Below are 18,330 nucleotides of genomic sequence, written 5' to 3'. Positions count from 1 at the left end.
GAGCCGTCCGTTCTCATAAGAGACCTGATTGCGCTTGCCGCTGCCCCAAAGTCCCACAGCAAAACCCGACGCTCAGGGTATCATGGAGGCCAAAAAAGGAGCGTTGCTTCGGAGCGTCTGTCTCCTTGGCCGATCTGTCTTGCGGGATCCTCGAACAGCGGCCCCGAGGTCCGAGCCGCCTTTTGGGAAGGGCAAATGGCACAAGCACGAGTCCTCCATGTTCTCAAAAAATTCCAACCTGATTTTACCGGCGAGGGTGTGTTTGCCGAGCGCATCGCGCCGGTGATGGACATGTTAGCGCCGTGTGTCGAGCACGAGATGTTGGCCACGGTGACCCCCCGTCCAGAGCAAGGGTATGGTGGGTCTTCGGCTTTGCGGAAAGTGCATTATATCTGCCCGCGTGAGGGGCTTGCGCACTGGCAGCAGGAACTGCGGCAGGTGTGGTGGTTTTTGCGGCATCTTCACCGCTACCAAGTTGTCCACATCCGCACGCATTCAGACCGCTACTTCATCACCTACCTGCTCGCCAAGCTCTTCGGCAAACGGCTGATCATCTCAGCAACGCTGGATGACAGCATTCCTGGTCTGGTGAAGACCTATCGCCCGCTTCTGAGGCCTCTGGCCCTTCGCCTGTTCCGGCTGTTCGACGCCTTTGTCGCCATAAGCCCGCGGCTGCACCGTGAGACCAAGACGGTGATGGTGGCGGGCCGCTGCCATTTGGTGCCGGTCGGAATCATCATTCCGCCCCTCTTTCCCCAAGAGCGCGAGGGGAGGCGAGCCGCCCTCGGCCTTGCGTCCCATGACCTGGTCCTGGTCTTCGTCGGTGGAATCTGTAAGCGCAAGGACCCTCTGTTCCTGGTCGAGCAACTGCCGAAAATTGTGTCGGCACACCCACATGCCCTGCTTTTGGTGATCGGACCCATTCTCGAACCTGATTACCATCGGCAGATGGTGGACCGAATTGAGGCCCTCGGAATGGAACGCCATGTGCGGTTCATCGGGCGGGTGCCGGACGCCACCCCTTATCTTGGCGTTGCTGATCTTTTTACCTTCACCTCCAAGATCGAAGGATTTGGGACGGCGGTTATCGAGGCAATGGCTAACGCCCTGCCAGTTGTTGTTCGTGAACTTCCAGGAGTAAACGATGTATTCATTGAAAATGGGGAGAACGGATTTTATTTTAAGAAAGATGAGGAATTCATATTTATTGTAAAGTCATTGATTGATAACCCTGAATTGCGTATCCGGGTGGGCATGGCCGCGCGTGCCAGTGTCTCGGCCCGCTTTGCTATGCGCACCATCGCCGCCCGATATCTGGAGATCTATGGCGTCTTTGTCGATGACGCCCAACCGATGGAAAAGGAGCTTGCGCCAGATACCCTTGCCCGGGTTGAAGCCCTTCCAGCCGCTATCCCGATCACCACCAGCGATGCTCGGAGGCACATCTGTAGCACGCCCGACGACCTGCCGGTCGTTCTCACCATCATTGATGCCGAGGAAGAGTTCGACTGGTCTCAGCCGTTCTCGCGCCACAACACGAGCACCCACTCAATGGCTGCGCAAGTGTTGGCGCATCAGATCTACGATCGCTATGGGGTTGTTCCTGTATATCTGATTGACCATGCTGTCGCCAGCACGCCGGAAAGCATCACTGTGCTCAATGACCTGCTGCAGGATGGCCGGTGCGACATCGGAGCCCAGCTCCACCCTTGGGTCACTCCTCCCTTCTTGGAGGAAGTCAACAATCGTAACAGCTTTGCCTGCAACCTGCCCTTGGCTCTGCAGTACGAGAAAATAGCCTCTCTGACGGAGACCATTCACCGCAACTTCGGGGCGGCTCCGCAAATCTTCCGTACTGGCCGCTACGGGCTGGGGCTCAGGACCGGTGACATCCTGAAAAGCTTAGGGTATCGCGTCGATACCAGCGTCTTTCCCTATCGAGATTACACGCCCATCGGCGGCACCAACTTCTACGGTTGTCCGACATCCCCATATTGGCTCGATACAGAGTCCACTCTGCTCGAGATCCCAGTGACCTGTTCGGTGGTCGGCCGCCTTCGCCGCTATGGCCCAAGGCTGGCGCCCCTGGCGTTCTCGTCGGCGGCCACCCGGCTGCACCTCCCCGGTCTTTTGGCGCGAGCCGGTCTGCTGGAGCGGATCAATCTCAGCCCCGAAGGCACGACACTTCACGATGCCCGTCGTCTGGTGAAAAGCATGATCCAAGCGGGCCAGAGGGTCTTCACTGTAACCTATCATTCGCCGTCGCTAGCACCCGGGAATACGCCATATGTGCGTGACGGACGCGATCTCGCGCGTTTCCTGGAATGGCTCGACGGATTCTATGCTTTCTTTGTTGGAGAGCTGGGTGGCGTGCCGGTCCGCTGGCAGCAAGTGTATGAGACAGCATCTCCTGGCCGCCTCTCTCTGCCGGACTTTGCACATGCACACAGGCAAGCACACAGCCCATGCAAGGCGGTTGAAGGGAGGGTCTCAAGCTTGTCAAGGGAGGCGTAATAGGTGTTCGCTAAACAACTCCAGAGTCCGTCCGCTTGAAACGAAATCGCGCCGGAGGTGCCAAGACTGCTGAGCTGTGATTCATATGTGCATCGGCCTGCAACACTGGGCTCTTCCAATTTTTGTATGGATGACCGGAGCGTGTTTCACCATTTGATGTTCGCGTCAGGCGTGACCGAGGACGCGAGCGCGCAGCAGCTCAAAGCCGGCCCGGCTATACATTGTGCGCTTGATCGCCTTCAGCCGGTTGACTTGGCCCTCGACCTGCCCGCTGCTCCACGGCTCGCTGAGCGCAGCGCGCACCGCGTCCTCGTCGCGGCGGATCCCGGCGGCGAACGATGACAGCGCGCTGACCTCTGCCTCACGCAGCCAGTCATAGAACGGGTCGGACACCTTGCCCTTCACCATCTCGCAGAAGCGGGTGATGAGATCAGCCGCCGTCGCGATCGACGGCGAGCGCTCCCGCAACGCCTGGACAAGCGGCGGCCCTCGTCGGTTACCCTGTCGGGATCGCCGGCCAGGAGCCGCACCGCACGCCGGGGTGTCGGAGGCTCGGACTGCTTCGCCGACACCGGCTTATCGGAGGTCCCCCTCGGTTCGGCCGGCGGATCCTGTCGCCGGCGCCGGGTTCCCCAATCCCGCACGACGCTGTACTGTCTGGGAAACCCGCGCTCCTGGAGTTTCCGCCACAGCGCCGCGGCGTTCCGGCAACCCGCCTGCCAGCGATCCTCCAGATAATCCTGGTACGGATTGAGGATGCTGGTGCCGCGGTCGGCATGCCGCCATGTCGGGGCATGACCGGTGCGAAGCCAACGGCGCAGCGTTTTGCGCTCGACACCGAGCGATCGGGCAACCGCCCGGGTGGACAGGCCTTGGTCGCGCAAGCGAACCGCTTCCGCATAGCGGGCGTCGCGGCGCTCCTGAGCTGCTTGCGCCCGCCGTTCTGTGCTGCGCAGCCGCCGCTCCGGTTCGGCGGCGACCGGCTGGGGAGCTTCGCTCATCTCCCCCGGCGACTGCGATGGCGCGCTCGCCATCCGGGCGGCGGCGCGGAGGTCAATGACCGTCTGCCGAGTGGGCACCGATTCGCCCTAGGCGGCTACGGGCTCATCGGCGTACCGCCCGCGAACGTCGAGCACGGCAGGAAGAATGCGGTGAAAGGCGTCGACCACCGTCGGATCGAAGTGCGTGCCAGCGTTCTCCCGCAACAGCCGGAGGGCATCATCAATGGACCATGGAGTCTTGTAGGGACGGGTCGAGGTGAGTGCGTCGAAGACATCGCAGACGGCAACAATTCGGCCCTCAATCGGGATGGCCTCACCTCTGAGCCCGTTCGGGTAGCCGGAGCCATCCCACTTCTCATGATGGGTGAGCGCGATAATCCGCGCGGTCCGGAGTGGCTCTTCGTCGCCGTGGCCCAGGATGTCGGCCCCAATGCTCGCATGGGTTTTCATCACGGCGAACTCGTCCACCGTGAGCTTGCCGGGTTTCAGCAGGATGTCGTCCGGAATGCCGATCTTGCCGACATCGTGCAGCGGCGCGGCATGGAGGATGATCTCCGCCCGCTCGTCGCCCAGCCCAAGCGCCAGAGCGAGCAGGCGGCTGATCTGACCGACACGCGCAACGTGCATGCCGGTCTCGTTGTCGCGGTACTCGCCCGCGCGGCCCAGGCAGCGGATCACGCTCAGGCGGCTCTCGACCAGGCCGCGGGTGCGCTCCCGCATGGTGTGCAGGGCCGCCGCGGTGTCCTTGTGCGCCGTGATGTCGTTCTCGATGGACAGGTAACGAACCACGGAGCCGTCCGGTCCGCGCACCGGCGAAATGGTCGCGGCCACCCAGTAGAGCGAGCCGTCCTTGCGCCGGTTGCGCAGCTCGCCGTCCCATTCGCGCCCCGCCCGCAGCGTCGTCCACAGAGCCCGGTACACCTCCCGCGCCGTCTCGCCCGCCCCGAGAATGCGGGTGTGTCGACCGATCAGCTCCTCCCGGCTGTAGCCGGTGACCTCGAAGACGCGAGGGTTGGCATACTCGATAATGCCCTCGGTCGAGGCAATCAAAACCATGTTGTTGCTCTGCTCGACCGCTTGGGACAAGCGAAGCAGATGTTCCTCGGCGGCACGGGCCTTGGCAGCGTGGCGCTCCGCCTGACTTTTCGCCGCGGCGAGTTCGGTCGCGGTGTCGGACAAGCTCTGCATCTGACACCGGACCAGGCGCGCGGAGAGCCGCGACACGAGCACGAACGTGAGCCCGGCCGCGACCGCGATGGTGGCGAGCAAGCCGAGGCCAACGACGCGGGCGGTTCGGGTCCGCTCGCCATAGACCGCCGCCAGGGCCGACGTGGCACCGTGCAGATGCTTCAGAACAGTATCCACGTTGGCGGGGGGGAGCGCCGAGGCCGAGGCTGCGGATGCGTGGAGATCCTCGACGAACTCCCGAACTAGGCCACCTGGGCTGAGCCATCCCACCGCGTACAAGGCTCTGACCTCTTCGGGGAGGTGCGACGATGTGGACAGAACCTCCTGCCCCTCGGATAGTTCGGCTGCTACATCCTCCAGCCGTGCGGCGAGTTCCGTGCGACGCGCCTGCTCGGGATTTGCGGCCAGCGTCGCGGCCAACGACGTCCCTTGCTGAGACAGCATGCGCTGACGCCCACTCAGTTTCACGAACTCGGCATCCGCAGCGACATCCCTTAGAATGCCATCGAGCACGACCGTCGCCAGTCCGGTGAGCAGAACGATGATGGAAGCGGCGATCGCGCTCCGGCGTGCCAGCTGGGTTTCAAGCACGCTGGGAGAGACCGTGTCGCGGGCGTCTGACACAGCGCCCCGCTCTTCTGCCGAACCCATACGCTTCGCTCGCCTTGCTGCACGTTGCTGGAACAAGGGGCACCGAAAAGAACCCGGCCATTCGCCTGGTCCGAAATCGCTGCACCGGGGAAGGGCCCCAAATCGGGGCAGCAACGGTAAGATGGACGCCAGAAAAATGCTACGCCGACGAAGTATGCGCAGTGTGACGGGCATGCGACAAATGGTAGCGCCTCCACGCCCATCGTTGTTCGCTTAGGCTTTTCACGGCAGAACGGGCTCGAGACAGGGCAGGGGATGGGCCGGGATGCGTGGAAAGGCTTTGCGCGGGTGGGGCAGGGGAACACTTTGCTCGGCGCCGCCAGCCGCCAATCATCCAGTCGCAACAACAAAGATGAACGGAAAAGTGGGGATATTGGGAAGACGATCAGCTTTGTATATGCAAGTGGCGGCTCTTTTCCCGCTTATCGCGACTTGTTAGACCGCACGCCCGCGTTGCCACGGCCAATGTTTTCCCGCCTCCACATCCCCGTCGTCCTGTCAGTCGTTGTGGCCGTGGTGACCGGAAATGCGGCGCTTCGGACGTATCGGGATTATGACGACACCCTTCAACGCAGCCTCACCATGATCGGCGACATGGCCAAGGTGGTCGAGGCGCATGTCTTCCGCACCGTCGATGGTGCCGACGTCGTGCTGCGTCAGGCCGCCAACATGGTGCGGGAGGCGGGCGGGCTCGATCGGGTGCGCGATGAGCGCCACTGGCGACGCCTCCGGGAGTACGCCGCCCATGCCGCCGGGGGGCTGCGGCTCTGGCTCTTTGATGCCTCGGGCAACGCCATCCTGAGCACGGCACTGTTTCCGAGTTCGACACTGACCGTGTCCGACCGCGACTACTTCAAAATCGCGCGCCGTGACCGAGCCACGCTGGTCGGCCAAGCCGTGTTCAGCCGCTACAGCAACGAGGTCATCTTCACCATTTCTCGGCCCTTGCACGATCCTGAGGGTACGTTTGTCGGCGTTGCCGTTTTGGAAATGGACACCGCTTTTCTGACCGACTTTTACGACCTGCTCGGGTTCGATCTGGCGCCGGTAATCAGCGTTTTCCGTTCTGACGGGCAACTGGTGGCACGTCATCCCGACCTTGAGACCGTGGTTGGCGCAAGCACGGCCAGTGGGCAGCCAGTGGACACCGAGCGGCTCACGGACATTAGAACCTCCGCGGTGATGCCGTTTGGCGACGGCCGGAAACGCCTCGCAGCCGATCGGACACAGGCGTTTTACGGACTGAGGGTTGTTGTGGGCATTGACCAGGATCGAGCCCTGGCCGATTGGAAAAGGCGGACCCTCACAACCGTCACGGAGTCGGCCGTCAGTTCGGGCGTGATGCTGCTGGCGATTGGCTGGGGAATGCGCTCTCTGGCGCGCGAGCGCCGCACGCAGGTGAAGCTGCGCGCCATCAGGAAGCAGGCGAGCGCGAAGCTCGATCAGGCCAAACGCGACCCCCTGACCGGGCTGCCAGGGCGGGCTCTCCTCCTGGAGTTGGCGGAAGCCATGAGGCTGCGGTGCGAGGCGGAGGAAGACGCCATGGCCTTTCTCTTCATCGACCTCGATGGGTTCAAACAGGTGAATGATCGGCTTGGTCACGACCGCGGAGACGCAGTGTTGGTCGCGGTGGCGAGCGCGCTCCGGTCGACGCTGCGGGACAGCGACTTGGCTGGACGGCTCGGGGGCGATGAGTTCGCCGTTTGCCTCACCGCGCCTCCTGATCGCATCGGCGCCATTTCAGCAGACTTTGCTGAGCGGATCATCGCTCAGGTCGGAACGGTGGGCCACGGCGTCGGGTGCAGCATCGGCATCGCGGTGAACCCAAGCCGCTGCGGCGATCTAACCTGCGCCATACGGCGCGCCGACCGGGCGATGTATCAGGCCAAACGGTCCGGCAAGAACCGCTTTACCATCTTCAGTGCCAGTGACGAGAGCGGCGACTGCAAGAAGTGCCTCGCCAACCTCGTGGACGTCGGAATCGCCGCCCCAGGGACCCCCGCAAACGGTCCGCTGCCCGAGCAGCCATGATCCGGACCTGTCACGCCCCGCGCGCCAATTTGCCTTCAATTTTAATCAATTTTTCTACTCGGTGCGGTACCGATCGCACTCGCTTCGGCCGGAACGCTCCCGATGGTCACAGCGCCTCCCCCCGGTCTCTCGTGGCTCCCACCCGTGTCGGCTTCCGTCCCATGCGCAACGCTGCAACGTCACCCTCTTCGAACAAACGCACCCGTCCTGGCGCGAGAGTCACCGACGATTTGTTCTCGCCGATCAAGATCAGGGGCGATCAGCTCGCCGAACTCCTGGTGCCTTTCGGACACGCCGCGCACATCCGTCGCCATGCGGCGGCTGTGATTGTCTCGCGCGTCCGGCTCGTGGCGGCGCTGTTCGCCATTCTGGTGCCCCTGTGGTCGATGATCGATGCTTTTGCGTTTCCGTGGCCGCAGTGGGCCGAGATGACCATGTTGCGGCTTGTCGCGGGCGGGATCTTCCTCCTGCTTGCCTGGCCATGGCGCTGGTCGACCTCGCGTGCGCAGGCCAATCTGCTGTTGCTGACCCTGCTACTGGTCCCGCCGGTCTTTTACCTGCTGTCGCTCACGATCCTGGCTGGGGTGCCACTCACGGACGGCAGCGCCTTGGTGGTCAAGCTGTACTCTCTGATGCCTGACGTTGTTCTGGCGGGACTGGCGGTGTTCCCATTGACCGCCTGCGAGGTGGTGGTCTTTTCGCTGCCCGCCTTCCTATTCACCATCGTGGGCATCGCTCTCAGTGGCGACCTGCCATCCGTGCTCGAGCACGGACCAATGCTGTGGCTCATGCTGCTGGTCATGGGCGCCGCGACCTTCTCGGGGATGAGCCAGCTGCACTACATGATGGCCCTGGTCAACCGCGCCATGATCGATCCGCTGACCGGGGCGTACACCCGCCGGTCCGGGGCTGAGACGCTCGACCTGTTCTTTCGCCTGTCGGTGCAGCAGAGCTCGCCCCTGGTGGTGGCCTTTTTCGACATCGACCATTTCAAAGCGATCAACGACGCCTTTGGCCATGAGGAAGGCGACAGATCCTTGCAAGCCGTCGCGGACGGCCTGCGCAAAGGCCTGCGGAGCGGCGACATTCTGGTGCGTTGGGGCGGTGAGGAGTTCGTCGCCATCCTCAACAACACCGACGTTGACGGTGCCCGCGTGGTCATCGAGCGCCTCCGCACCATGGGCCTGGGGCTACGACCGGACGGCGCTCCCATGACCGCGTCGATCGGCGTCGCGGAGCGGCGTCTGGACCGGGTGCAGGACTGGCCTCAGCTTATCGAGCTGGCGGACGCACGCATGTACGAGGCCAAACGCGCCGGGCGCGATCGTGCCATTCTGCCGGAAGGACCGCTCCGTCCGGTCCGGCCATCCGTGCTTGCGTGATTATCACTGCCTTTTTCCTAAAAATACCAAGCTGTGAGTCGGGACATGTCATTTCGCTTCAGAGATCTGCCGATCGGCGCCAAGGTCGCCGCGACAATTCCACTGTTCGTGTTTGCGCTCCTGCTGCTGCTCGGTTTCACACTGAGCGAATTCAAAACCGAGCTGATGGCTGGCCGAGAGCTGAAAACGCGGCATGTTGTCGAGACCGCATCTGGGGTGGTGGAACGTTTCGCCGCACGGGTGGCGGCGGGCGAACTGGCGGTGGGCGCCGCCCAGAAGGAAGCCCTCGCGGTGCTGGCCACCATGCGCTATGGCGACGGCGAATACCTCTTCGTGACCGACGCTCAGGGGAAAATGCTGATGCACCCGGCGATGCCGGAGTTGGTCGGCCGCGACATGCGCAGCACCAAGGATCCCAAGGGCGTCGCCTTCATCGATCTCTTGCTGACCGAGGTGCGGGTCAAAGGCGAGGGGGTGGTGCATTACGAATGGTCCAAACCGGGGGCCGCGACGAAGGACCCGGTCGCCAAGATCTCCTATGGCAAGGCGATTCCACCGTGGGGGTGGGTGGTCACCTCGGGCATCTATGTCGACGACATCGACGGGGTGTACCGGGAGCATGTGTTGGGGTTGGTGAGCATCGGTACGGCCATTCTCGCCACCGTGATCGTCCTGACGCTCCTGGTCTCGCGGGCGATCGCCAAGCCGCTGACGCGCATGACCGAGACGATGCGGGCGTTGGCCGATGGCCAGTTGGAGGCGCCGGTCGAAGACGGTGGCCGTGGTGATGAAATCGGCCGCATGGCCAAGGCGGTGCAGGTCTTCAAGGAGGGCCTGATTCAGGCGCGCGATCTGGCCGAGACGCAAAAGCGCGAACAGGCGATCAAGGAAGATCAAAGGTCGCATCTGCAAACCACCATCAAGGAATTCGAGCTGACGATCGTTGGCGTCGTAGACGGCCTGTCGAGCGCGGATCTCGCCATGCGCACGAGCGCCCAGCGCCTGTCGTCGAGCTCCGCGGAAACCAAAGACCAAGTCGCGACCGTCACCGGAGCCGCCCAGGAGGCGTCCTCCAATGTCCAGGCGGTGGCCGCGGCCTCCGAGGAATTGACCAGCTCGATCCAGGAGATCGCCCGACAATCCGCCCACGCCTCCATGGTTGCCGTGCGCGCGGTGCGCGAGGCCGGTGTGACGACCGACGCGATGCGGGCGTTGGAGCAGACCGTGAGCGGTATTGGAGACGTGGCCAATTTGATTGCTAACATCGCCTCACAAACCAACCTGCTGGCGCTCAACGCGACCATTGAGGCGGCGCGGGCGGGCGAGGCGGGCAAGGGCTTCGCGGTGGTCGCACAGGAGGTCAAGGCGCTGGCCAACCAGACGGCCAGAGCGACGGATGAGATCACGCGCCAGATCGGCGAAGTCCAGGAGCGCACCCGCACCTCGGCGGACGCCATCTCCGGCATCGCGTCGGTGGTGCAAGAGGTGAGCGGCGTGGCCACGGCGATCTCGGCGGCGGTTGAGGAGCAGCACGCGGCAACGCAGGAGATCGCCCGCAACGCCGAACGGGCGGCGGCGGGGACGGCCAGCGTGTCGGGGGCCATTCATCGCGTGGAGGCTGCGGCCAAGGACGCGGGGGTGGCCACCGATGAGCTGGAGGCCACGGCAGCGCAGCTCGGCCGTCAGGCGGAGCGCCTGAAGGAGCGGGTGCACGATTTCCTGCGCGATGTGCGGTTCGACGGGGTCGATTATTCGATTTTGGTGACCTGGAGCGAAGATCTCGAGTTCGGGGTGCCGCACATTGATGACGACCATCGGCGGCTGATGGACTTGGTCAACCGGGTTTACGCCGCGGTCAAGGCCGGAGCTGAGGCTGGGGTCTTGGCTGAGGCCTTCGCCGATCTGCGCCGTTACGCCTCGAAGCATTTCACCGAGGAGGACGCTTTCATGGTTCGGCTCTGCTATCCGGGGACGGACGAGCACCGTCGGCAGCATCAGATCTTCCTCGCGCGCCTGGACGCGCTTGCCGAGGACTTCCAACGCGGCGCCAAGACGACGAGCATTGATGTCATCAGCCTGCTTGGCAGCTGGTGGCAAAATCACATCGCCGACGCTGACGCAGCCGTTGCGCACTTTGCCGCCTCAGCGCCACGGTCGGGCCGAGCGGCCTGAAGTCGCCCACCTTACCTTCGTACGGCCGATTTCTTTGCAGATTCCGACTGAAAGCGGCCACGGTTTCCGACGCCAAAGCGGCCAGTATTCCGATCGCAAGCCGGCCGGCATTCCGATTTGAAGGCGGCCACCATTCCGACATGAAACCGGCCACCCTTCCGCTGTGAAGGCGACCGGCACCATCGTCGGCATGATGATGGCGTCTTCCCCGCGAGGAGAGCTTCCATCAAGCACCGCCTCCTGATCCAACCGACAGGAGGAGCGGATGCCAGCCTTGAGGCTTTCCATGCGGCAGATCCGTGAATTGTTTCGCCTGAAGTTCGGCAGCCTGCTGCCGACCAGCGATCGCCAAATCGCAGCCCAGCTCGGTGTCGCGCGTAGCACCGTGGCGGAGTACCTGGAGCGCGCCCATGCCGCCGGCCTGTCCTGGCCACTGCCCCCCGACCTCAGCGATGCCGAGCTGGAGGAGCGGCTGTTCGCCCGTCCGAACATTCGCCCCGGCGTCCGCCGGCGTCCGGAACCCGACTGGGCGGCTATGCACCGCGAACTCAAACGCCCGGGCGTCACGCTGATGATCCTGTGGGAGGAGTACCGTGCCGCTCATCCCGACGGCTACGGCTACAGCCGCTACTGCGAGTTGTACCGGGAGTTCGAGGCGCGGCTCGCCCCCAGCATGCGCCAGCCCCATCTGGCCGGCGACAAGGTCTTCGTCGACTACTCCGGCAAGACGCTGCCCATCCGCGATCCCGCCACCGGCGCCGTGCGGCCCGCCCAGCTCTTCATCGCCGTGCTGGGCGCCTCCAACTACACCTACGCCGAGGCGACCTGGACCCAGACACTGCCCGATTGGATCGGGGCGCATGTCCGCATGTTCGAGGACCTCGGCGGTTGCCCGCGCCTGATCGTGCCGGACAACCTGAAAAGCGGCGTCCTCAAGGCTTCCTTTTACGACCCGGAGCTCAACCGCAGTTACGCCCACATGGCGCACGCCTACAGCGTCGGCATCCTGCCGGCGCGTCCGCGTCGTCCACGTGACAAGGCCAAGGTGGAAGCCGGTGTGCGCATCGCCCAGTACTTCATCCTCGGCCGGCTGCGCAATCTGCCGTTCTTCTCCTTGGCCGAAGCCAATGGCGCGATCGACCGGGTGCTGGAGGACCTCAACACACGGCCCCAGCGCCGCCTCGGGCTCAGCCGCAGGGAGTTGTTCGAACAGCTTGATCGGCCGGCGCTGCGGCCGCTGCCCGACACGCCCTACGAATACGCGGAGTGGAAGCTCGTGCGCGTCGGCCCCGACTACCATGTCGAGGTCGCCGGCTTCTATTACTCGGTACCGGCGACGCTGATCCGCCAACAGATCGACGCACGCCTCACCGCCACCACGGTGGAGTTCTTTCACCGCGGCCAACGGATCGCCGCCCATGCCCGCCGGCACGGCGGCGAGCGCCACAGCACCGTGCCCGAGCACATGCCGGCGGCACACCGCCGCTACGCCGAGTGGAGCCCCGAGCGTTTCGAGCGGGACGCCGGCGACCTTGGCCCCAATACTGTGGCGTTGATCCGCGCCATCCTCGCCAGCCGGCCGCACCCGGAACAGGGCTTCCGCACCTGCCGTGGCGTGCTGAAGCTGTTTCGCGGCCCCAACCGGGCCCGCGCTGAGGCGGTGAGTGCCCGGGCACTGGAGATCGGCGCCACCACTGCCGACAGCATCGCCTCGATCCTACGCAACAACCTGGACCGGGTTCGCTCCACCGCCCGCCCCGAGGCGCCGGCGCTGGACCACGCCAACATCCGCGGCTCGCGGTACTTTCATTAGGAGCCCACCATGCTTTCCCATCCCACCTTCGACCAGCTCAGCGACCTGGGGCTGCACGGCATGGCCAAGGCGTTGCGCGAGATGCAGAACAACCGCGAGGCCGGCACCCTCAGCCATGAGGAATGGCTGGGTGTGCTGCTTGATCACGAGGTGACGCTGCGGCGGCAGAAACGTTTCGAAGCACGCGCCAAGAGCGCCCGGCTGCGCCATCCCGCTGTGATCGAGGATGTTGATTTCCGGGCGCCGCGTGGGCTGGACCGCGCGCTGTTCCAGAAGCTGGCGACCTGCCGATGGATCCACGACCACCAGAACGTGATCATCACCGGGCCGACCGGCATCGGCAAATCCTGGCTGGCCTGCGCGCTTGGCCACCGTGCCTGCCGCGAAAACCTATCGGTACTCTACCAGCGGATGCCCCGGCTGTTCGAGACCCTGGCCCTGGCACATGGCGACGGCCGTTACGCCCGCCTGATGCGTGGCTTCGCCCGCGTGCGACTTCTCATCTTGGACGACTGGGGACCAGAGCCGCTGAACGCAGAGCAGCGCCGCGACCTGCTCGAGATCGTAGAGGACCGCTACAACGCCGGCTCTCTGCTGATCACCAGCCAAATCCCCACGGACCGCTGGCACGAACTCATTGGGGATCCGACTCTCGGGGACGCGATCTTGGACCGCATTCTTCACAACGCCTACCGCATCGACCTCACCGGAGACTCAATGCGCAAGCCGCGACGCCAGCCAGCCCTGGCCGACGGAGAGTGACGAGACCGCCGGGCGCCCCCGGAGCTCCACAGGCACCTCCCAGGCAAGCCGGCCGCTCTCTAGCGTGATGAGGCGCGCTCGCGACCGGCTTGCCCGGGGCCCTCCTATGGATTCCGGGGACGCCCTCCACCTCGACATGATCATGGCGGCTTGACCCGACGCCATGCTCATGCGACACGAAAAACGCCTCGCGGGGATACGCCACCCCGGCCGCTTTCCTTCGGAACGCTGGCCGGCTTCAGTTCGGAACGGTGGCCGCCTTCAAATCGGAATACCCGGCCGGCTTCATCGGAATCTGCAATTTCTTGAGCCGTGAGTGCGTTTCACCTATCATTCGGCACCCCACCACCACAGCCAACTTCCGCCAGGGGTCAGTCCTGCGCCATCCCCGAAGAATTCGGGACTGAAGGCATATTGCTTCAAGACGGGGGAGCGTGTTGCCGTCTCGGACTGTTCAGAGAGTGAACCGATTGGGTTCTGTCTATGGTAAGCTCCTCCCGATCCATACTAAAGGCCGCCGACAGCTCCCGCTTGGTGGCCTTCATTTTGCCCACGCTCCACTATGGAGCCGATACTGGCGGCGGGTGGCGCAAGGCCATCCGCCGCGCTCTCGATCCGGCGCCCCCGTCTCACAAGCCGGCGGCCCGCGTGAGATTGACGCGGAAGCGGTCACGGCGGCGCTGGTAGCGCCGGGTCATCTCGGCCGAGGCATGGCCGAGATGCCGTTGAACGAAGCGCTCCTCCGCCTCGGCGGCGGTGGCCAGCCCGGCGCGCAAGGAATGGCCGGCGAAGCGGTGGCGACGCTCGCCCTCCGGCAGATCACCGCGAATGCCGGCGGCAAGAGCCGTCGCTTGCACCAGACGGGCGACATGCTTGTCGGACAGCCGGTCGGTCAAAGTCTGCTTCCCGTTGCGGGCGATGCGGCGGAACAGCGGCCCATGGGCGATGCGGCCCAACTCCATCCAGTTCTTCAGCGCCGCCACCGGGCAACTCAGCGGCGTGGTGCCCGGTCCGACCTCGACCTCGCGCCAGCCGGTCTTGCCGCGGATGTGCAGGACCAGCCCACCCTCCAGCACCTCGACCCAGCCGCGGCCATCGGCGGTCTCCTCGGCGCCATGGTCAAGGCCAACGATCTCGCTGCGCCGCAGCCCGCCGGCGAAACCGAGCAGCAGGATGGCGCGGTCGCGCACGCCACGCAGGTCGCCGGCCAGACAGCCGAGCATGCGCAGCAGATCGGCGGTGAGCAGTGCCTCCTTTTGGACGGGCGGTCGGCCGTGGCTGCGGCGGATGCCGGCCAGCACCTCCTTGATGTGCCGGTCGCCGCGGTCAAGGGGGCAGCCCCGTTGGCGGAAGGTCCAGGCCAGGCCAGACAAGCGGCGCTCGACCGTCGCAGCAGCCCGGGAGCGCCGGCCTGTCGCTGAGGTCTCGGAGGCGAGATCGGCGAGGTAGAGGCCGATCGCCTGCGGATCGGGCGGCAGCGGCGAGACGCCACGGCGCATGCACCAGGCGCTGTAGTGGCGCCAGTCGGCGGCGTAGGCGCGCTGCGTGTTCTCGGCCTTGGCGTTGCGGGCATAGGCCCGGGCCTTGTCGGCCAGCTCGGACAGGTGGTCGAGCGCCTGATCCTGGGAGAGGGCAGGGGCGGGGACGGTGTCTGAGGCCATGCTGAACCGTCCGTCGCTCCAGGATTGGTGGAGAGTACACTGGGATCATTGAATTTGGGAGGGTCGTTGTCAAACAGCCCTTTTAAAATCCATGGTCCAGTTCGTTTCCCAGGTTTCGCCGCCGTCGGCGGACATCGCCTGCTCCCACCGCGGAGTGGCGGTATGGGTATCCAGCCAGAGGAAACGAGTCTTGACCGGTCGTCCCTTGAGGTGCCCATCCGCGAAAAAGGTTCCGACATTATCTTCGAACCGACCCACCACCGGCGCCTCAATTGAAAGAGGGGCGGCAGCGGAAAGCCACCAGATGGCCCAGAGCCCGCGCTGTGGATCATAGGACCTGATCGCAATCGCTCTGTAAGCGCCCTGCGGAAGGTTCAGAAAATTGTCTTCGATGTTTCCGTTTCCCCCAAGAACTGGCCGCATGTCCGCCGTCCCGGTAAAGCTATCCCACTCCTGACACTCAGCCAGACGGTCTCGCAGACGGCGATGCGAGACGTGCCAAGACCCAATCTCGAAATCAAAGGCACGCGCCATCAAGTCACGCTCACTCATCTGCAGTCTCCCAGGCTAACAAGAGCGTTATGTTCGCTTTATGTTCCGACCGGTGTCAATGGCATATGAAGAAATGACGTGGTCTGACTGCTTCTTGTTGGACAGAATCAAAATGGCCGCGATTTGCCTCGGCCGCAGCGGACCGCCAACCAACCTGAAGCGGCGAAAATGCGGATCTCAAGGGGATGCTTAGAGGGGCTGGAGGACGGAACCTGTCCACCGTTCCCGGTTTGAGTCCAGTGATCCTGGCACCGCCTGTCCGGCGATCCTGGGCAGGAATTCCGCCGTTTTTCGCGATTTCTGGCTTCGGTCCAGCGATCCCGGAAAACCGACAAACCCTCCTGCCGTGAAGACAGTAGCGGGCCGCGGCAGCACTGTCAAGTTATGTCCGATAAGCCAAGCTTATCGGACATAAGAGGCTCACCCTTAGCCCCGGCGCTTTTCTGTGCTATAGGAGCCAACAAGCGCCGTTGTCCACCCGACTGGTGTCAAGAAAGACGTGTCACCGGCGCGCTCGTTTGCCCTCTGTCCGTATCGTGGTCGATGACGTCCCCTGAGCTCTCTCCTGCCGCTGCCATCCGGCTGCACCTGCCCGCCTGGGCGATCCGCTCTCTCGACGGCCGTGGTGGAGCTGATCATGCTGGACCCGCCGGGCCCGCCCAGATCGGCGCCGTGCTCGCCGTGCTCGATGCCGCGGTCATGTCCAAGGCCCCGCACGCCGGCGCCTGGGCCAACCGTTTGGCGCTTGCCGCGGCGGCGACCACTGTTGCCCGCAATGGGCGCCCCGAGGACGAGGCGGCGCTGCGCGATCTGGTCGCCGTCGGTGCGGTGCCACCGGCTGGACCGGCCGCCCCGGTGCTGGGCGCCTATCTTTGGCTGGCCGCCGGTTCGCCGGGCCCCCGCTGGGGCGACCTGCCCCGCCTGATCTCTGGACTGGGCGCCCGCACCGACGGCCTGCCGGACGCGCTTACCCAGGCGCTCGCCACTGCCGCCGAGCGCCCCTGTCCGCTTGCCGCCGCCGTCGCCGCCCTCCAGGCGGTGCTGGCGGTACGGCCCGGCCGTGGCGCGCTCGCCCTGTGGGCGGCCGATATTGTCCTTGTCCGCTGGCTGGGCTGGGCCTATGGCCTGCCGCTGGTCACCTTCGGCCTGCCACAGGGCCGCGTCGACCTCGCCGCTCTCGCGGCCGCGGAAGACGGGGCCGGCCTTGCTGGTGTGGTGCTGCGCGGCAGCGCCCGGATGCTCGACCGCTTCGCCCTGCTCGGCCACCGTGCCGCCGCCCTCCAGGCCGTGCGGCCGCGGCTGCGCGCCCGTGCCGCCGGGCAGGTCATCGATCGTCTGCTCGCCCGTGACGCACTGTCGGTGGCCGGGGTGCGCGACCTCATTCCCGAGCGGGCCGCCCGCCGGCTGTTCGATCGGCTGGTCGCCCTTGGCGCCGTCCGCGAGCTGACCGGCCGACCCACCGCCCGCCTCTACGGGCTCTAAGCGAGGGACCATGGCACAGCCCCCTGCAAAGGCCGGTGATGACTTGCCGTTCGACCGGACCTTGGCTGACCTGCCGCCGGAGCTGCGGTGGCGGGAGTGGATGAGCCGGGTCGAAGCGGTGATCTTCGCCTCGCCAACTCCGGTGCCGCGGGCGGTGCTGGCACGGGTGGTCGGCGACGACTGCCCGCTCGACGCGGTGATCGCCGACATCCGCGCGGAGCTGCGCCCCCGACCCTACGACCTGGTGGCGGTCGCCGGCGGCTGGCATCACCGCACCCGCCCTCCTCTCGCCCCGGTGCTGCGGGCGGTGCGCCCCGCCGGCGCCGGCTTCCCCGCTCTCGGCCCCACCGACCAGCTGCTGCTCGCCACCATTGCCTACCACCAGCCGGTGACCCGGCGTGATCTGGAGCGCCTGCTCGGCCGCACGGTGGATGCCGACGCCGTTGGCCGCCTACGCGCGGCGGGGCTGGTCGGCCCAGGACCACGCAGTCCGCGTCCGGGCGCCCCGCTGACCTTTGTGACCACCGACGCCTTCCTCGACCGGTTCGGTTTGGAGAGCTTGGCCGATCTGCCCGACTTGGACGATCTACGGGCGATGGGCCTGGCCGACACCGGTGTGCTCGACGGCACCCCTGCGGGCGCACCGGCTTCACCGGAGCCGGTGGGGCGAACGTCGCTCCCATCGGCCCGGCGGCTAAGCCAACCAAGCTCACCGACCGTCGACCTCGCTGGCCCTCTGGCCGAGGTGGCCGCCGCGTCGGCCCGGGTGACGGCACGGCTCAACACGTTGTCCCCTGATGATGGTGATGCGGCCTGCACTGATGAGACTGGCGAGTGACACGCAATTTTAAGAGTCGGTGGCTGCCGTATGAGGCCCGGCCTTTGTCACAATTCGTGTAGGGGCAGGAAAAACTAATCACAGGTTGTTTCTTATCACTAGCAAGTGCTTAAGCTAGAAAGGAGGATGCTGCCTGACCAGAGGGGGCGGTTTTGCCTCTTTCGTGTGGAGTGATGCGATGGCTGAGGAGACGGGTTCGGGACAAAGGCCGGCGGTGGATGATCGGCAGATCCTTGATGACCTGACGCTTCTTCAGCAGGTAGACTCCCAACGTTTAGGGGGA

11 protein-coding genes and 1 pseudogene are annotated in these 18,330 nt (G+C 65.0%); 8 read left to right on the top strand and 4 right to left on the bottom strand.

Annotated elements, in window-relative coordinates:
• Positions 1-195: 195 nt before the first annotated feature.
• Positions 196-2,514, top strand: coding sequence for a glycosyltransferase (locus M5E06_RS32515; protein WP_252141780.1), 2,319 nt, complete (start codon positions 196-198; stop codon positions 2,512-2,514).
• A gap of 165 nt (positions 2,515-2,679) precedes the next feature.
• Here M5E06_RS32515 and M5E06_RS32510 read toward each other — a convergent pair.
• Both M5E06_RS32510 and M5E06_RS35980 read right to left on the bottom strand, forming a co-directional pair.
• Positions 2,680-3,569 (bottom strand): annotated as a pseudogene (locus M5E06_RS32510) (transposase); the annotation flags it as partial.
• Positions 3,570-3,602: 33 nt separating this feature from the next.
• On the bottom strand, positions 3,603-5,327 hold the full coding sequence (locus M5E06_RS35980) for an HD domain-containing phosphohydrolase (protein ID WP_252141779.1): 1,725 nt from the start codon (positions 5,325-5,327) through the stop codon (positions 3,603-3,605).
• 282 nt (positions 5,328-5,609) lie between these two features.
• Between M5E06_RS35980 and M5E06_RS32500 the strand changes: the two genes are divergently transcribed.
• The 5 genes from M5E06_RS32500 to istB all read left to right on the top strand — a co-directional run bounded on the left by M5E06_RS32500 (position 5,610) and on the right by istB (position 13,514).
• Entirely contained in the window at positions 5,610-7,385 is a 1,776-nt protein-coding gene (locus M5E06_RS32500) for a sensor domain-containing diguanylate cyclase (protein ID WP_252141778.1), read from the top strand.
• 161 nt (positions 7,386-7,546) lie between these two features.
• Complete coding sequence (locus M5E06_RS32495; protein ID WP_252141777.1) at positions 7,547-8,767, top strand: GGDEF domain-containing protein; 1,221 nt, start codon at positions 7,547-7,549, stop codon at positions 8,765-8,767.
• Positions 8,768-8,812: 45 nt separating this feature from the next.
• A complete protein-coding gene (locus M5E06_RS32490) occupies positions 8,813-10,939 on the top strand; it encodes a bacteriohemerythrin (protein ID WP_252141776.1) in 2,127 nt (708 codons plus the stop codon).
• Between the two features lie 286 nt (positions 10,940-11,225).
• Positions 11,226-12,752, top strand: coding sequence for an IS21 family transposase (gene istA / locus M5E06_RS32485; protein ID WP_252141533.1), 1,527 nt, complete (start codon positions 11,226-11,228; stop codon positions 12,750-12,752).
• 9 nt (positions 12,753-12,761) lie between these two features.
• On the top strand, positions 12,762-13,514 hold the full coding sequence (gene istB / locus M5E06_RS32480) for an IS21-like element helper ATPase IstB (protein ID WP_252141534.1): 753 nt from the start codon (positions 12,762-12,764) through the stop codon (positions 13,512-13,514).
• A 629-nt stretch (positions 13,515-14,143) separates the two neighbouring features.
• Here istB and M5E06_RS32475 read toward each other — a convergent pair.
• Both M5E06_RS32475 and M5E06_RS32470 read right to left on the bottom strand, forming a co-directional pair.
• Positions 14,144-15,175, bottom strand: coding sequence for a tyrosine-type recombinase/integrase (locus M5E06_RS32475; protein ID WP_252141775.1), 1,032 nt, complete (start codon positions 15,173-15,175; stop codon positions 14,144-14,146).
• A gap of 69 nt (positions 15,176-15,244) precedes the next feature.
• Entirely contained in the window at positions 15,245-15,727 is a 483-nt protein-coding gene (locus M5E06_RS32470) for a DUF1579 domain-containing protein (protein ID WP_252141774.1), read from the bottom strand.
• A 543-nt stretch (positions 15,728-16,270) separates the two neighbouring features.
• Here M5E06_RS32470 and M5E06_RS32465 point away from each other — a divergent pair.
• Together M5E06_RS32465 and scpB are read left to right on the top strand one after the other, a co-directional pair.
• On the top strand, positions 16,271-17,209 hold the full coding sequence (locus M5E06_RS32465) for a DUF1403 family protein (protein ID WP_252141773.1): 939 nt from the start codon (positions 16,271-16,273) through the stop codon (positions 17,207-17,209).
• A 10-nt stretch (positions 17,210-17,219) separates the two neighbouring features.
• On the top strand, positions 17,220-18,047 hold the full coding sequence (scpB, locus tag M5E06_RS32460) for an SMC-Scp complex subunit ScpB (protein WP_252141772.1): 828 nt from the start codon (positions 17,220-17,222) through the stop codon (positions 18,045-18,047).
• The last annotated feature ends 283 nt before the right edge of the window (positions 18,048-18,330 follow it).

Origin of the sequence: Azospirillum sp. A1-3 (assembly GCF_023806445.1) — a bacterium.
Lineage (GTDB): Bacteria > Pseudomonadota > Alphaproteobacteria > Azospirillales > Azospirillaceae > Azospirillum.
This window is presented reverse-complemented; position numbering and strand designations above follow the sequence as displayed.

Excerpts from the sequence above, each read along its gene's own strand:
- M5E06_RS32515 (WP_252141780.1), top strand. The coding sequence starts at position 196 with ATGGCACAAGCACGAGTCCTCCATGTTCTCAAAAAATTCCAACCTGAT.
- M5E06_RS32500 (WP_252141778.1), top strand. The coding sequence starts at position 5,610 with ATGGGCCGGGATGCGTGGAAAGGCTTTGCGCGGGTGGGGCAGGGGAAC.
- M5E06_RS32495 (WP_252141777.1), top strand. The coding sequence starts at position 7,547 with ATGCGCAACGCTGCAACGTCACCCTCTTCGAACAAACGCACCCGTCCT.
- M5E06_RS32490 (WP_252141776.1), top strand. The coding sequence starts at position 8,813 with ATGTCATTTCGCTTCAGAGATCTGCCGATCGGCGCCAAGGTCGCCGCG.
- istA (WP_252141533.1), top strand. The coding sequence starts at position 11,226 with ATGCGGCAGATCCGTGAATTGTTTCGCCTGAAGTTCGGCAGCCTGCTG.
- istB (WP_252141534.1), top strand. The coding sequence starts at position 12,762 with ATGCTTTCCCATCCCACCTTCGACCAGCTCAGCGACCTGGGGCTGCAC.
- M5E06_RS32475 (WP_252141775.1), bottom strand. The coding sequence starts at position 15,175 with ATGGCCTCAGACACCGTCCCCGCCCCTGCCCTCTCCCAGGATCAGGCG.
- M5E06_RS32470 (WP_252141774.1), bottom strand. The coding sequence starts at position 15,727 with ATGAGTGAGCGTGACTTGATGGCGCGTGCCTTTGATTTCGAGATTGGG.
- M5E06_RS32465 (WP_252141773.1), top strand. The coding sequence starts at position 16,271 with ATGACGTCCCCTGAGCTCTCTCCTGCCGCTGCCATCCGGCTGCACCTG.
- scpB (WP_252141772.1), top strand. The coding sequence starts at position 17,220 with ATGGCACAGCCCCCTGCAAAGGCCGGTGATGACTTGCCGTTCGACCGG.